Origin of the sequence: Enterobacter sp. BIDMC 30, assembly GCF_000534355.1 — a bacterium.
Lineage (GTDB): Bacteria > Pseudomonadota > Gammaproteobacteria > Enterobacterales > Enterobacteriaceae > Enterobacter > Enterobacter ludwigii.
Map to the genome: position 1 here is coordinate 2,265,402 of NZ_KI973169.1, position 14,001 is coordinate 2,279,402.

Sequence of the window (14,001 nt, forward strand, 5' to 3'; positions counted from 1 at the left end):
GCATGAGCGATAACAACGCGGCCCGTCAGGGCGACGAGATCATTCACTCCAGCATTTTTGCGGATATCACCAGTATTGTGGCGGAAGGTGCGGCCTATGCCGTTATCGGCGCTGCCGTGGGCGCGGCGGCAACCGTTGCTGCTCCGCTGCTGGGGGCGGGTGCCGCCGCTGCGGGCGTGGCGGCTATTGGATCCAGCTGTCTGTTAAGTGGGATCATTGGCGGCGTACTGGCAAACGTGGCAGGTATAACTGACGATATCAGCAACGCCGCCGAAGGCTTAGGCAACGCGCTGTTCCCACCGTCGCCAGCGGGCAAAATCACCACCGGGTCTGATAACGTTCTGACGAACGCGATTCCCGCTGCGCGAGCGGCCGGGACGCTGACGCCCGCTGACACACCGTCACCTGAGCCACAGTCTCCGGGCAGCTTTGCCGATTACGCCGGCATGCTGCTTTCCGCCGCCGGACAGTTTGGCAGCGAGATGTGGCAGCCGAGCGTGGCCTCTGCCGCCGCGGGAACCTCGCCGCTGGAAGAAGACAAGGTGGCGTGCGAAAAGCACTCCGGGCCGCAGTATCTGGCGGAAGGCTCTAAAAGCGTCTTCATTAACGGGCAGCCCGCGGTACGTGCAAAAGATCGCACCACCTGCGAAGGCACTGTCTCTGATGATGTGTCCCCGAATGTGATCATCGGCGGGGACACGCTCACGGTCCGCGATATCAAAAGCGGTAAAACGCCGGGTCTGGCGCTGGGGATGATTGCGCTCTCCCTGCTGCGCGGGCGTCCGGGTAAAATCCTGAAAAATATGCCCTGTGCGCTGGCGGCAGCCGGCGGTGGCATGCTGGCCGATATGGCCGTTAATGCTGTGTTTGGCTCATCGCATCCGGTACATGCTGCAACCGGCGTGAAGGTGCTGAATGATGACGATGAACTCGATTTCTCGCTGCCGGGGCGCTTCCCGCTGCGCTGGCAGCGCAGTTACAACAGCCTGACCACCCGTGAAGGGCTGTTTGGTCTGGGTTGGGCGACAACCTTTGACAGCTATCTGACGCTCGAAGAGAACAACGCGATCTGGTTCGACGAAACCGGCCGTGAGCTGAGCTTTGAGCTGCCGCCCGTCGATCGCGCGTTTTACAGCATCAGCGAAGGCATCATCATCCGCCGCAATGAGAGCGGCGACGTGGCGATTGCCGACGATGACGGCGCGGTATGGCGTCTGTATAAACCGACCCGGGCGAATCCCACCATCCTGCGTCTGGCCTCCCTCAGCGATGAATATGGCAACGCGCTGCTGACGGAGTGGGATGAACACGGCAGGCTGGTCAATCTTCACGATGAGCCACGGGCGATTGATGTCACCCTGCGCTATGAAGATGAGCGTTTCCCGCAGCGCGCCACCTCTGCCAGCCATTTTGACGGCAACCGTACCTGGCCGCTGATGCAGTGGGGTTACGATGCGCGCGGCCAGCTGGCGAGCGTGACGGATGCCTCTGGCGTAGTGACGCGCGAATACCGCTATAACGACCACGGCCTGATGGTCTGGCACCGCCTGCCGGGCGGGCTGGAGAGCGAATACCGCTGGCAAAAATTCGACCACTGGCGCGTGGTAGAAAACCGCACCAGCACCGGCGACGGCTGCCGCTTCACCTACGATTTAGCCGCCGGGCTGACGACCGTCGAGCACTACGATGGCCAGACGCGTAAGCACTACTGGAACGCGCAAAATCTGATTGTCCGCTACGTTGACGAGCGCGGTGAAAACTGGTGCTACGAGTGGGATGAAAACGAACTTCTGACCCGTCGCGTCGATCCCCTCGGGAACGCCGTCACCTTCGTCTACGACGAAATGGGCAACCGGGTGCAGGAAATCGACGCCGACGGCAATACCCGCACCACCACCTGGCTGGAGCACCGCGCGCTGCCATCAGCCATCATTGAAGCCGACGGCAGTGCGACCCGTTTCTGGTACGACGAACATCACGGGCTGAAGCGTGTGGTGGACCCGATGGGGCAGACAACACTGCTGCGCCGGGACGAGTTTGGTCAGGTCGTTGAAGAAGTTGATGCCGCGGGAAACAGTCGTTACCAGGAGTACAACGAGGCCGGGCAGGTCATTCGTGCCACAGACTGTTCAGGACGAATAACCCGCTATACCTATCATCCGCTGGGCTGGTTAACGACTGAGATCGGCGCTGACGGCGAAGAGACGCGCTATCGCTACGATGCCGCAGGGCGTCCGGTGCAACTCGATCGACCGGAAGGCTGGACAGAGTCACTTGCATGGAACGAACGCGGTCTGCCGGTGACGCATGCGGGCGCTGATGGCAAAGAAAGTGAGTTTAAATACGACGAGGCAGGACGATTAACCGCTACGCGTAATACTCAGGGTGAAGAGGTCCGTCGCCGCTGGGACAGCCGAGGGCGACTGATTGCCCTGGAAAATGAAAATGGCGAAGCCTATCAGTTCCGCTGGGGGCCCGACTCGCTGCTGCTGGAAGAGGTGGGGCTCGATGGTGTGGCCTCACAGTATCGCTATGACGCCTGCGGGCGTACGATAGCGCGCACGTTTGCCGCCGGTCATCCGGAAGCCATCACCCATGCCTTCGCCTGGAGCGCGAGTGGCCAGCTGGTTGCCCGCACCACGCCGGAAGGGCAGACCCGTTATCACTACACACCGTCAGGTTTGTTGAGTCGTATTGGACTTCATCCGGCACTTTCCGTTGACGCCTGGAGTGCAGAGGCAGAACAGGAACTTGCCTTTGAGTATGACGCCCTGGGGCGTGTCACGCGTGAAGTGGGCGAGCACGGTGAGCTGGCATGGGAGTATGATGCTCTCGGCAACCGCACCTCCGTCACGCTGCCCGATGGCCGCGAGCTGAAACAGTTCTACTACGGCAGCGGGCATCTGCTCAGCATTGCCCTCGATAAGCTGTCGGTCTCTGATTTTACCCGTGACGAACTCCACCGTGAGACCAGCCGCACCCAGGGGCTGCTGACCACCCGCAGCGAGTACGACCGCCTCGGGCGACTGCATCGCCGGGACGTCTTTACCGGCAATGCGCAGCGCCCGTCGCCGCGCCGCTGGTCCCGCCGCTGGGATTATGACTACCGCAATAACCTGGTGCGGGAAGAGCGGGACGATAACCCGTTCAGCTGGTACCGCTGGCAGTACGACAGCGCCGGGCGTCTGCTGATTCAGGACGGCACGCTGCCCGGCCAGGAGCAGTGGCGCTGGGACGCTGCCGGTAACCCGCTCGAAGGATCTGCTGAGAAGGTCACGCACAACCGCCTGACGCAACTGAACGGCATTCGCTGGCGCTATGACATCCACGGCCGCACCGTGGAGAAAGATAACGGCCAGACCCGCTGGCACTACCGCTACGACGGTGAGCACCGTCTGACGGAAGTCATCAGCCAGCCGCGGGACCGTAACAAACCGCAGACGCAGGTCAGCTTCCGCTACGATCCGCTTGGGCGACGCATCAGCAAAACACGACGCCAGATGCTGGGCGGACAGCCAACCGGCAAGCCGATCACCACCCGGTTTGTCTGGGAAGGGTTCCGTCTGCTGCAGGAAGTGCACGGGGACGTGCCGCTGACCTACGTCTACAGCGATCAGGACAGCTACGACCCGCTGGCGCGTATTGACGGAGTAGATGCCCCGGAGATCTTCTGGTTCCACTGTCAGCCCAACGGCACGCCGGAGCGGATGACGGATATCGAAGGGCAGGTGCGCTGGGAAGGGGTGAACAGCGCCTGGGGCAAGCTGCTACGGGAAAGTGAGACGCAGGTATCAGGATATTCTCAGAACCTGCGCATGCAGGGGCAATACCTGGACCGTGAGACAGGGCTGCACTACAATCTGTTCCGGTATTACGACCCGGACTGCGGGCGGTTTACGCAGCAGGACCCGATAGGGCTGGCGGGGGGGATAAACCTTTACCAGTATGCGCCGAATGCGCTGGGGTGGGTGGATCCGTGGGGGTTGAGTCGTGAGTGTAGCGGTAAAACAAAACCTGATTTCTATGTTGGGCCTGCTGGTCCAAGCGCTACAATGCCTTCAACTGCTTATCGTTATGTCCGATATTTGAATGACGATGGCAGTTTAGATAAATGGGTTCCTGGTCTTCTCGAAACTAAAAAAGCGCCTGTAACGTATTTTGGATTCGAAAAATTTGATACGGGTAAAGCGGCTCGTGATGCGTTTCAGATAAAAGGTCCTGATAAAGTTGATCCGACTTTACCAGCGGATGTTTCTTGGAGTGATGCAAGAATTAGAGGAACATTTGATACATTGCAACTTTATGAAAATGGTACTCCTCAAGTGAGGCATCCAAGAATGTTTGGGGATGAAGTTGGTGCACCATTAGAACAATTTACAAATGCTTATCCGCAGTATGGGAAAGGGGGCGTAGAACAAATGCACGCAGAAAAACGGGAAATTACTTTCGACAAAATTGATATTCTTCCGGAGGAATAATGAATTACGATTCATACAATGAGGTGCTCGACTATCTCAAGGATTTTTTTAAGTCAAGAGTAGAGTCAGCTCGTTATTTAGAAAAACTAATAACTTTGATTGAAGCTTCTCGCTCTGAAAAAACTGTAACAATAAGAGCTATTTATGAAACGTACATGCAGTATGTAAAAGAAAATAGAGATAATATAAAAGTCATCGCTGGAGAAAAAGAAATGTGGATTAATTTATTGAACCATTGGCAATAAGGTTTTATTGTCACAAAGATTCCATTGGAAATGGTTCTTACAAACCAGCGTGAATAAATTGATGTAAGTGAATTTTGGTGCCATGGTGAAAATTCCAGCATGCGCCTTGTGTATAAAGTATGTGATTTGCACGCATGGAAAAATGCTTTTTATATAGGTGCTATGATTTAGACGGTAATTATATTGCCATTATCTTTTTTTGGGGGGGGAATTGGAGCAAGGCAATATAACTGAATTAAGTTTAAACCCGATTACCGGTGAGCTAAACCTGGATGGTATAATTTAGATTACGACCCGGACTGTGGGCGGTTTACGCATCAGGACCCGATAGGGCTGGCGGGGGATAAACCTTTACCAGTATGCGCCGAATGCGCTGGGATGGGGGGATCCGTAGGGGGTTATTTAATAGTGGTATATTAGTTAAAGATATGTCTGGCAAAGTTGGAGATCGACTCTCTGCTTACCATGTTATACCCGCTGAGGTGTGGAAAGAGAACCAATCATTCTTCAATAATATTGGCATCGGTAAAGACATGGACTCTGCATTTAATGGTATTTATTTGCCAGGCAGCGCAACAGCAATGAAACAAGATGCAGGAAAGGAATGGATGTTTTCCATAGCAGTAATCATCATAACTATAGTGGTATTGTCCGCCAGCGAATTGCTCGTGTTGAGCAACGATATAATTCTGGGATATTAGATGCTAAAGGGACGAGGATAGCTATAAGGCGGACCCAGATTGATATGAAGAATAAAATTTGGATGGGTCATGTTCCCACAACAAAATGCAGGGGAATGAATTAATGTCCTATTATGTGATCATGAATGACTTTGAATCATCACTCATGCCTAGAAATTTACAGGGCATGGTTGATGAAAGATTACAGATCGATGAAAACTGGTAAATAGAAGGCTCAGCATTTTCCTTCCCTTATCGAATAACAGACGATGCATGTCCAGATCGTATTTATTTGTTGTGCAATAAAAATGTTGGGGCTTTGAAATTTGACTATTATAAAAAAGACTTTGGGCACTTGATGGATAAGTCTTTATTTTCAATTTTAGAAAATTATAAGCACAATATTTTTTTTGACCGAGATATAACACCAGTTTCGATTGGGAATGGACAAGTTCCTCGAGATGATTTTAAATATGTATATTTTCCAGGCGTGGATGTTATAGATGAAGAAAAATCTATTCTTGAAGATGATAAATTCGGAGATATCATACCTTTTAAAATTGAATTAAAGAATGATGCGATTGAATATGATATTTTTCGTTTAGCGGCACATTATTAGGAGGGTTTGTCATTATTAAACAAGAGGTTAAGGAAGTAATTGAAAGTAAAGGCTTCCGGGGTTTGAAACTTGTTCAACTGGAAAATGCTTTAGACGTTTTCTGTGAAGATTATTTCTACGAAATAGACTCAAATCGTAAGAGAAAGGGCAATAAACTACCTTAATATTGAATGGTGTCGTGCTATTACTGATTCTTTATTTTTCTTTTTTAATGGCGCGAAAAAGTTCTTTGGATGATGAGTCCATTTTTCAACTATAGATCATAGTAGTTTTACGAGTAATCAATAATGTTAACTCTTAAAGAGGAATGATGTATATAAAAAATACTATTCAAGACTTTGTTATCAAATTCAAAACGAATGATTTAAATATGGGAGAGATAGACTTTACAGCAGAAGAAAATGAAAGTTCTCTCCCTGTGAATTTAAATGGCGAAATTCGATTTTTTTATAGCCATTTGATTTTAAATGGCCATCCAACATTTTATGGTACTTTCTTTATACAAATTGTTGAGTCTCAAGATCTCAATGAAATATTATCAGGTTGGCGAGTTCAAAATGATACGACCTGGCACGATGAGTATATAATCTTTGCTGAAAGAAATGGAAACGTTCTTTTTTGTGACACCCGAAATATAACATCTCCTGTTTATGGTAGTATTCAAAAACAAAACTTTATCATTTCCGGTTCCTTAGCTGACTTTTTGGATGTTTTTTGTTCTGCCATTGAGATAGAGCAAAGTAAATATAATGGTGATGGTACAGATGATGATTTTAATTTCAGAGAGGATTTTCTGGAAGATATCGATTTTATGCTTAAAAGCAAATTAAAGGATGTTGAGGCAGAAGGGTTTAAGCAATTCTTTTTTGGTTAAGTTTTAATTTTTTAATATTAAAAGACGCATTTTTTAGAGACCATTTTGCTTCAAAAAATATTTATGGCTCATGTCAGCTTTTATATTGGTGAGGAGGTTTCTTTGCGATTCACAATCAATAAACACATGAAAATCGGTTACGATAAATTTGATGAAAAAAGAGTTGCATCTCTTATAGAAAAAGGAAATGAGTTTCATGATGATAAAAAATATACTGAGGCGTTAGAGCAATACCACAAAGCCTGGCAAGCTCTTCCTGAGCCGAAGCTCGAATGGGATATTGCCAGCTGGATCTCTGCATGCATGTACAGCGCATATTTTGATCTGGCGGATTATGCTGAGGCAAAGACATGGGGTGAGACGACATTACGGACATGTGGATCGGATATAGACACTGCACCCTTAATCGATCTCGGCATGGTCTGTTATGAGCTGAATCAATTTGAGGAAGCGTATAAATATTTTAACGATGCTTATAACTATGGCAAAGAGCGTGCGTTTCAGGATAGACCTATAAAATACATTGAATTTTATTTGCGCAAAGGAACATGAGTACATCGCTATTTACCTTTTTAAGGTGGCTTGAATAAATATGTTCCATATAATTGCTTACGGAGTGTAATTACTACGTTATAATCTGATGAATAACTTCAAGAAATGTGAAAAAAAGATTGGACGTGCAGATATTTATAAAACGGAAAGTAAATTATCTATTACCCTTCCGGATGATTTCGTATCACATTATCTGCAATTTAATGGTGGCATTCCTGAGAAAAGTTGGTGGGACGGTGATGAAGGTTTTGAGCCAGTAGAGGTAGCAGGATTTAAACCGTTTGTTTATAATACTCAGACAAATGATGATCCTAGGTCTTTAATTGACGGTTGCTATATTAGCATGTTGGATAGGGAAGTGATTCCTGGGAACCTGCTTCCTTTCGCAAATGATTGGGGAGGGAATTTCTTTTGTCTGAATTTAGATAATTATTCAATTGTATATTTTGCTACAGATTCTTTTGATGAAGATTTGACTATGCAAGAGAATCATATAAAACTTCAAAGATATCTGACAAATTCATTTTCCAACTTTGTTGATGGATTGGTAACAGAAGAGAGTCTTCCTTAAAGAATAATTAATAAGTTTGCGACTTATTTAATTCTGCTGCTGTGAAGTCTATTTTTATGAAACTCTGTAGCAAGCCATAAATTTCTAGTTAAAAACTAAAAATGCAACGTATTTTTCCCTTTAATTAACAATTACCATCTTTGGTCATGAATTTGTTATTTCTCAGAAATAGTAACTACCCTTTAGGACCAATTAGTGTTCAAACGAAAAATAGGTTGAGAATGAAATAACCTCAAACCCTAAGCTTGAAATTAACAATCCTCAATATGGAATTCAATGGGATCATGAATGGGGAAGAATTGTTGTACAGTCTAATGAAAAAAACTTCGACTGTGGAATTTATATCGAATGGAATGTTTGACTAAATGAAATTATCAATTAATAAAATCCCCCCATTTGCTTATCACCTAACCTGTCTATTAATGGAGTTAAAGGTTTAGATAAAGTGAAAATAACAAATCGACTGAAAAAGAAGTTATTAGTCCTAGATGGCAATGACAATGATTTCATAGAGTATGGAAAGGAACTAGCATGCCCTGAATGCGAAGGTGTAATAATATATTCCATAGTAAATTCATATGGTTTTGACTCGCTCACCGAAGAGGTAAAATGCTTTCTTGTTAAGAAAATGAGAGGTGTGAAGTATCTTAGTGAAGATAATAAATATAGCTATGATGAAAGCCAATTGTATGTTTCGAAAAACACATGTCAAAACTGTTTAAAAGACTTTTCAACTGTCTTTACGTATAAAGAAGTTCAGCCAGCCCGGTACCGTGTATATCTTGTGGGGTTTTTTGAAGGTGACTTGAAACAGATCAAATATTGTAATTTTAGATTTACCTATGATTGAAAATCTCAATTGTATTAAAGAAAATGATCTGCTTGAATGGACACGTGGTGAAAGTAACGTACTGATTACTATGCCATTTTTAGACTTTGCAATGATAGATTCAACACGCCAATTAGTCTTTGCGTTAAGCGAACCAAAGCCATTACCAACCGTTTTGACAATTTTCAATGCTCGGGGCGAAAAGCTATTGTCGTCTGCACCTCCTGAAGACGCTATTTTCTACTACTTAACATTCAATCTCTCAAAGGAAGTGGTTGTCGTCTGTAGCTATGGAGTACAACAGAATGGCTGGTATGATTGGTTTTATTCCTACGATATGAAGCATAACGCGTTGTCTCGATCGGGCCCTGCGTATTAAGCTCGAAAGTGCCAATAAATAATAACAATAACCGGTGGGGTCATTCTTGCTTAATGTGAGAGTCTTGCCTCGCTTGAAGAGTGCTTAAGCGAGGATCCTTTTCAGGCGCTAAAGCTTGCGACTGCTGAAATCATACCTTTTGAACCCAGTATGAAGACAGAACTCCTGGAAAATGTGTTTTGACCCCGTAAGGAAATCAAACGTCAAACAAGAGTTCATCACATCGCCATCTTTAACGATGTAATCTTTGCCTTCCGCACGCATCTTGCCTGCTTCTTCGCGCCTTGTTCACCCTGCTCTCAATAAGCTGTCGGTCTCAGATTTTAGCCGCGACGAACTTCACCGTGAGACCAGCCGCACCCAGGGGCTGCTGACCACCTGTCCGTCTTGGCCGACTGCATCGCCGCTGGGATTACGATTACCGTAATAACCTGGTACGGGAAGAGAGGGACGATAATCCGTTCAGCTGGTACCGCTGGCAATACGGCAGCGCCGGGCCGTTTGCTTGTTCAGGACGGCACGTTGCCTGGCCAGGAGCAGTGGCGCTGGGATGCTGCCGGTAACACGCTGGAAGGTTCTACTAAGAAAGTCACGCACAACCGTCTGACGCAGCTGAACGGTATTCGCTGGCGTTATGACGTCCACGGCCGCACCGTGGAGAAGGATAACGGCCAGACCCGCTGGCACTACCGCTACGACGGTGAGCACCGTCTGACGGAAGTCATCAGCCAGCCGCGGGACCGCAACAAACCTCAGACGCAGGTCAGCTTCCGCTACGATCCGCTTGGGCGACGCATCAGCAAAACGCGACGCCAGATGCTGGGCGGACAGCCGACCGGCAAGCCGGAGCGGATGACGGATAGCGAAGGGCAGGTGCACTGGGAAGCGGTGAACAGCGCCTGGGGCAAGCTGTTGCGGGAAAGCGAGACGCAGTTATCAGGATATTCCCAGAACCTGCGGATGCAGGGGCAATACCTGGACCGTGAGACAGGGCTGCACTACAATCTGTTCCGGTATTATGACCCGGACTGCGGGCGGTTTACGCAGCAGGACCCGATAGGGCTGGCGGGGGGGATAAACCTTTACCAGTATGCGCCTAATGCGCTGGGGTGGGTGGATCCGTGGGGGTTGAGTCGTAAATGTAAGGATCCATCTAAAGAAGCAACGAAGTGGCAAGGCCCTGGAAATGATGATTATCCCGGTATTGATGTTTATAAGAATAGGAAGCTGAAAAAAGGTACAATTCTTTATGCTCTTTACCCGAATGGGAATCAACAACCCTCATATACTGTGACATTCCCAACAGTCAATCAATATAGAGGCGATCCTTTGGGTTATCATCAAGCGCTACAGGTAAAATTAGATCCTCGATGGTCTGTACGTACGAAATTAAGGGCTTTCTATGTAAGCGAAGACATAGATGTTGCTTACGGTAGAGCTGCAGCCAATAAGTTGTATGGAGATGGGGGAGGACTTCAGTTCTTTATCCCAGAGGAATCGAGACATCTTTTAACCCCAGGAAAGATTTTAGATATATGATAAACTTAAATTTTAATGCGAAAACGGGAAAGCTAATTTTCGATGGTCTAACTTTAGAGATTGATACTGAAGAAGGATTTTGCAACAGTAAACTTTATCACAAACTAAATACGTTTAATGCTGTAAAGAAATACATGCCTTATCACTATCTTATTGATCCGGTGTTTTTTTGCGATAAAGAATTTGAAATTAACATACGGCCAATATGTTTTGGTTTTCCTTTTATGGTTCATCTTGTCGATAAAGATAGTGAATATTATAAATCCCTAAAGGACTGGGATGCGAGAACTAATATTAACATGCTAAATAACTCAGTGAAAAGCTTGTCTGATTGGCTAAGCCTTTCTCTGAATTTAGGGGTTCCTGATATTACGAAAACAGAAATGATTAGATGGGATTATGAATGGGGCCGAATTTCTGTCTCGTATGAGACAAAGTCATTCAACCATGGTATACATATAGTTTGGAATTCAATATAATCAATAACTAAGGCTTGCCTAAATTAAGTTATTGACTAATAACATCATCCATTTACTTTTAATCTTACTTGTTATTATTGGAGTTAAAAGTTATAGAGAAAATGAAAATAACTAATCGACTTAAAAAGAAGTTATTAGTCCTCGATGGCATTGACAATGATTTCATAGAGTATGGAAAGGAAATATCATGCCCTGAGTGTGACGGGGTAATAGTCTACTCTATCGTAAACTCATATGAGTTTGACACGCTTACTGAAGAGGTAAAAAGCTTTTTGGTTAAGAAAATGAGAGGTGTGAAGCTTGTTAGTGAACATAAGAAATATAGCTACGACGATAGCCAATTAGATGTTTCGAAAAATACATGTTCAAAGTGTTTGAAAGATTTTTCTAGTGTATTAACGTATAAAGAAGTGCAACCAGCACGATACCGGGTATATCTTGTGGGGCTTTTTGAAGGTGATTTGAAAAAGATCAACCTTTAAAGGTTGAGGTTTACCAATGATTGAAAATCTCATTTATTTTAAAGAAAATAACCTGCTTCATTGGGCTAGTGGTGAAAGTAACAGAGTGGTTAGTATGCCATTTTTAGACCATGCAATGGTCGACTCAACACGCCAGTTAGTCTTTGCGTTAAGCGAACCAAAGCCATTACCAACCGTTTTGACCATCTTCAATGCTCAGGGCGAAAAACTATTTTGGTCTGCACCTCCTGAAGGTGCGACTTTCTATTACTTAACATTCAACCTGTCAAAGGAAGTGGTCGTTGTCTGTAGCTATCCAGCAAAGAACAATGGCTGGCATGATCGGTTTTATTCCTGGGATATGAAGCGTAACGCGTTGTCTCAATCGGGCCCTGCATATTAAGATCAAAAGCGCTAAAAAAAATGATAACTATAACCGGTGGCAAAACAGGGACTGTATCAGCAGTTCCAACAAGCGGTTTAAAAAAACAGAGTTAAGAGGCAAAGGATGAGCACGGTTTACATAGTTATTTTAACCTATATAAAACCACTCGAAGATATTGACGCAGCGATACCTGCTCATGTTGAGTGGCTTAAAAAGGGATATGCAGAGGGGATTTTCCTGATGTCCGGTCGACGGATCCCAAGAAACGGTGGTGTCATTCTCGCTAAGTGCGAGAGTCTTGCCTCTCTTGAAGAGCTCTTACGCGAGGATCCTTTTCAGAGGTTAAAACTTGCGACTGCCGAAATCATTCCTTTTGAACCCAGTATGAAGACAGAACTCTTGGAAAATGTGTTTTGACCCCCGCAATAAAAAATCCACGCCAAAGCGTGGATTTTTTTCATTCAAAACAAATCAGACGTTAAACAGGAAGTTCATCACATCGCCATCTTTAACTATGTAATCTTTCCTTCCGCACGCATCTTGCCTGCTTCTTCGCGCCTTGTTCACCCTGCTCTCAATAAGCTGTCGGTATCAGATTTTAGCCGCGACGAACTTCACCGTAAGATCAGCCGCATCCAAGGTGCTGACCACCCGCAGCGAATATGACCGTCTTGGTCGACTGCATCACCGCTGGGATTACGACTACTGCAATAATCTGGTGCCGGAAGAGCAGGACGATAACCCGCTAGCTGGCATCGCTGGCAGTACGACATCGCCGGGAGTCTGCTGGTTCAGGATGGTACGCTGCCTGGCCAGGAGAAATGGCGCTGGGATGCCGCCGGTAACCTATTCGAAGATTCTGCTGAGTAGGTCATTAATAATCGCCAGACGCAACTGGGTGGACAGCCAACTGGCAAGCCAGTCACTTCCACAATCTGTTCCGGTATTACGACCCGGACTGAGGGCGGTTTACGCAGCAGGACCCGATAGGGTTGGCGGGGGGTAAACCTTTACCAGTATGCGCTGGGGTGGGTGGATCCGTGGGGGGTGTCGAAATGTAAAGCACCGAATGGATATAAAATTGGTGATGTCGATCCGCATGGTAATCTTTCTCCAGGTGTAAATAGAGCGTCGGGACATACAAATAGTAAAAATGATGGATTTTTACAAAGCCACCATCCAATTTAAGATGCCTGGGCTAAGAAAAGAATAAACGGTTACCAAAGAAATACTGCACCTGCTACGTTACTTAAATCCGCATCAGGCAGTCCACACATTAATATAAGTTCTGCTCAACGAACGCGTAGAGTTTTTCCTGGAGGTTGGGGAAATAACATTGAAACAAGAGTTTCATATCAGTTACAAAGAAATGATTGATGCGGGTGTTCCGAAGCAGCAGGCAAGAAAAGCGATTAGTGATTCTTATAAATATTTTGATTAATTGAAAGAGTCTAATCTTAATAATATTCAATTTGATATATAACTTATTTTTATAGATAAACCATTATGAAAAAACAGGATTTAATTGATCAGTTGGATAAGCTTGAACAAGTTGTGCACAAATCTTTACCTGTTGAATATAAGCGATTTATGATAGAGAACGTAAAAGATATTGATCTTTATGAAATTCACAGAGCAAATGGTGATTCACTTTATATATTCAATTGTTCCGATGTATTAGAAATAAATAATACATACACAATTCAAGAGGTTGAGCCTGACTTTTTATTGATCGGTCAGGATGGTGATCTGGGATACTTTTTGAATTTGAGCAAAGGTACTGATGAGATTTATTCTTTAGATCTTGGAGCGTTAGGAAGCCTTGACATGGATAAAGAAAGCAATAGCATATTTATGCTATAATATTCCGTATTTATTAAACAACTAATGCAGTATATTTAAAAAATCCA

At 45.7% G+C, this 14,001-nt stretch carries 16 protein-coding genes and 3 pseudogenes; 17 read left to right on the plus strand and 2 right to left on the minus strand.

Annotation, left to right across the window (positions count from 1 at the left end; genetic code table 11):
* The first annotated feature begins 2 nt into the window (after nucleotides 1-2).
* From L466_RS11545 to L466_RS23100, 9 genes and pseudogenes are all read left to right on the plus strand, one after another.
* The gene (locus tag L466_RS11545) at nucleotides 3-4,478 is read left to right on the plus strand and encodes an RHS repeat-associated core domain-containing protein (RefSeq protein WP_032680812.1); all 4,476 of its coding nucleotides are present in this window, start codon (nucleotides 3-5) and stop codon (nucleotides 4,476-4,478) included.
* Nucleotides 4,478-4,723 carry a hypothetical protein gene (locus L466_RS11540; RefSeq protein ID WP_032680813.1) on the plus strand — a complete coding sequence of 82 codons (246 nt, stop codon included), beginning with the start codon at nucleotides 4,478-4,480 and terminating at the stop codon, nucleotides 4,721-4,723. Before L466_RS11545 ends, L466_RS11540 begins: the two co-directional genes overlap by 1 nt.
* 276 nt (nucleotides 4,724-4,999) lie before the next feature.
* Nucleotides 5,000-5,114: pseudogene (locus tag L466_RS24110) on the plus strand (RHS repeat-associated core domain-containing protein); the annotation flags it as partial.
* Nucleotides 5,083-5,424 (plus strand): hypothetical protein, encoded by a 342-nt coding sequence (locus tag L466_RS0122445; RefSeq protein WP_155962764.1) that lies wholly within the window; start codon nucleotides 5,083-5,085, stop codon nucleotides 5,422-5,424. The pseudogene L466_RS24110 and the gene L466_RS0122445, both read left to right, overlap by 32 nt.
* Nucleotides 5,425-5,689: 265 nt before the next feature.
* Nucleotides 5,690-6,022, plus strand: coding sequence for an Imm43 family immunity protein (locus tag L466_RS23960; RefSeq protein WP_255344431.1), 333 nt, complete (start codon nucleotides 5,690-5,692; stop codon nucleotides 6,020-6,022).
* Between the two features lie 307 nt (nucleotides 6,023-6,329).
* A complete protein-coding gene (locus L466_RS11535) occupies nucleotides 6,330-6,896 on the plus strand; it encodes a hypothetical protein (RefSeq protein WP_255344413.1) in 567 nt (188 codons plus the stop codon).
* Between the two features lie 126 nt (nucleotides 6,897-7,022).
* Nucleotides 7,023-7,448 carry a hypothetical protein gene (locus tag L466_RS11530; protein WP_032680816.1) on the plus strand — a complete coding sequence of 142 codons (426 nt, stop codon included), beginning with the start codon at nucleotides 7,023-7,025 and terminating at the stop codon, nucleotides 7,446-7,448.
* Nucleotides 7,449-7,536: 88 nt separating this feature from the next.
* A complete protein-coding gene (locus L466_RS11525) occupies nucleotides 7,537-8,019 on the plus strand; it encodes an SMI1/KNR4 family protein (protein WP_081750641.1) in 483 nt (160 codons plus the stop codon).
* Nucleotides 8,020-8,861: 842 nt separating this feature from the next.
* Nucleotides 8,862-9,227: a hypothetical protein gene (locus L466_RS23100; RefSeq protein WP_071993101.1), complete on the plus strand. Its 366-nt coding sequence runs from the start codon at nucleotides 8,862-8,864 to the stop codon at nucleotides 9,225-9,227.
* Nucleotides 9,228-9,440: 213 nt separating this feature from the next.
* Here L466_RS23100 and L466_RS24115 read toward each other — a convergent pair.
* Nucleotides 9,441-9,523, minus strand: a pseudogene (locus L466_RS24115) (DUF933 domain-containing protein); the annotation flags it as partial.
* A 205-nt stretch (nucleotides 9,524-9,728) separates the two neighbouring features.
* On the opposite strand from L466_RS24115, the gene L466_RS23655 reads away from it, so the two are divergent.
* The 5 genes from L466_RS23655 (at nucleotide 9,729) to L466_RS11510 (ending at nucleotide 12,508) form a co-directional block, all read left to right on the plus strand.
* Nucleotides 9,729-10,766 carry an RHS repeat domain-containing protein gene (locus tag L466_RS23655; RefSeq protein WP_369797153.1) on the plus strand — a complete coding sequence of 346 codons (1,038 nt, stop codon included), beginning with the start codon at nucleotides 9,729-9,731 and terminating at the stop codon, nucleotides 10,764-10,766.
* On the plus strand, nucleotides 10,763-11,245 hold the full coding sequence (locus L466_RS11515; protein ID WP_032680820.1) for a hypothetical protein: 483 nt from the start codon (nucleotides 10,763-10,765) through the stop codon (nucleotides 11,243-11,245). The genes L466_RS23655 and L466_RS11515 overlap by 4 nt, the downstream gene beginning before the upstream one ends.
* Before the next feature lie 101 nt (nucleotides 11,246-11,346).
* Nucleotides 11,347-11,727 carry a hypothetical protein gene (locus L466_RS0122460; protein ID WP_032629020.1) on the plus strand — a complete coding sequence of 127 codons (381 nt, stop codon included), beginning with the start codon at nucleotides 11,347-11,349 and terminating at the stop codon, nucleotides 11,725-11,727.
* 16 nt (nucleotides 11,728-11,743) lie between these two features.
* A complete protein-coding gene (locus L466_RS23115) occupies nucleotides 11,744-12,109 on the plus strand; it encodes a hypothetical protein (protein ID WP_071993102.1) in 366 nt (121 codons plus the stop codon).
* A 105-nt stretch (nucleotides 12,110-12,214) separates the two neighbouring features.
* Nucleotides 12,215-12,508, plus strand: coding sequence for a YciI family protein (locus L466_RS11510; RefSeq protein ID WP_032680821.1), 294 nt, complete (start codon nucleotides 12,215-12,217; stop codon nucleotides 12,506-12,508).
* Between the two features lie 54 nt (nucleotides 12,509-12,562).
* Here the strand turns inward: L466_RS11510 and L466_RS24120 are convergent.
* A pseudogene (locus L466_RS24120) lies at nucleotides 12,563-12,662 on the minus strand (DUF933 domain-containing protein); the annotation flags it as partial.
* A gap of 638 nt (nucleotides 12,663-13,300) precedes the next feature.
* Here L466_RS24120 and L466_RS23975 point away from each other — a divergent pair.
* The 3 genes from L466_RS23975 to L466_RS11505 all read left to right on the plus strand — a co-directional run bounded on the left by L466_RS23975 (nucleotide 13,301) and on the right by L466_RS11505 (nucleotide 13,954).
* Nucleotides 13,301-13,468: a hypothetical protein gene (locus L466_RS23975; protein WP_255344432.1), complete on the plus strand. Its 168-nt coding sequence runs from the start codon at nucleotides 13,301-13,303 to the stop codon at nucleotides 13,466-13,468.
* Nucleotides 13,461-13,532, plus strand: coding sequence for a hypothetical protein (locus L466_RS23980; protein WP_071993120.1), 72 nt, complete (start codon nucleotides 13,461-13,463; stop codon nucleotides 13,530-13,532). The genes L466_RS23975 and L466_RS23980 overlap by 8 nt, the downstream gene beginning before the upstream one ends.
* Nucleotides 13,533-13,597: 65 nt before the next feature.
* Entirely contained in the window at nucleotides 13,598-13,954 is a 357-nt protein-coding gene (locus L466_RS11505; protein WP_032680822.1) for a hypothetical protein, read from the plus strand.
* The last annotated feature ends 47 nt before the right edge of the window (nucleotides 13,955-14,001 follow it).

What these genes read in the sequence shown, in the direction of transcription:
- L466_RS0122445 (WP_155962764.1), top strand. Translation starts at nt 5,083, where the DNA reads ATGCGCCGAATGCGCTGGGATGGGGGGATCCGTAGGGGGTTATTTAAT.
- L466_RS11530 (WP_032680816.1), top strand. Translation starts at nt 7,023, where the DNA reads ATGAAAATCGGTTACGATAAATTTGATGAAAAAAGAGTTGCATCTCTT.
- L466_RS23100 (WP_071993101.1), top strand. Translation starts at nt 8,862, where the DNA reads ATGATTGAAAATCTCAATTGTATTAAAGAAAATGATCTGCTTGAATGG.
- L466_RS0122460 (WP_032629020.1), top strand. Translation starts at nt 11,347, where the DNA reads ATGAAAATAACTAATCGACTTAAAAAGAAGTTATTAGTCCTCGATGGC.
- L466_RS11535 (WP_255344413.1), top strand. Translation starts at nt 6,330, where the DNA reads ATGATGTATATAAAAAATACTATTCAAGACTTTGTTATCAAATTCAAA.
- L466_RS11545 (WP_032680812.1), top strand. Translation starts at nt 3, where the DNA reads ATGAGCGATAACAACGCGGCCCGTCAGGGCGACGAGATCATTCACTCC.
- L466_RS11525 (WP_081750641.1), top strand. Translation starts at nt 7,537, where the DNA reads ATGAATAACTTCAAGAAATGTGAAAAAAAGATTGGACGTGCAGATATT.
- L466_RS11540 (WP_032680813.1), top strand. Translation starts at nt 4,478, where the DNA reads ATGAATTACGATTCATACAATGAGGTGCTCGACTATCTCAAGGATTTT.
- L466_RS11515 (WP_032680820.1), top strand. Translation starts at nt 10,763, where the DNA reads ATGATAAACTTAAATTTTAATGCGAAAACGGGAAAGCTAATTTTCGAT.
- L466_RS23115 (WP_071993102.1), top strand. Translation starts at nt 11,744, where the DNA reads ATGATTGAAAATCTCATTTATTTTAAAGAAAATAACCTGCTTCATTGG.
- L466_RS11505 (WP_032680822.1), top strand. Translation starts at nt 13,598, where the DNA reads ATGAAAAAACAGGATTTAATTGATCAGTTGGATAAGCTTGAACAAGTT.
- L466_RS11510 (WP_032680821.1), top strand. Translation starts at nt 12,215, where the DNA reads ATGAGCACGGTTTACATAGTTATTTTAACCTATATAAAACCACTCGAA.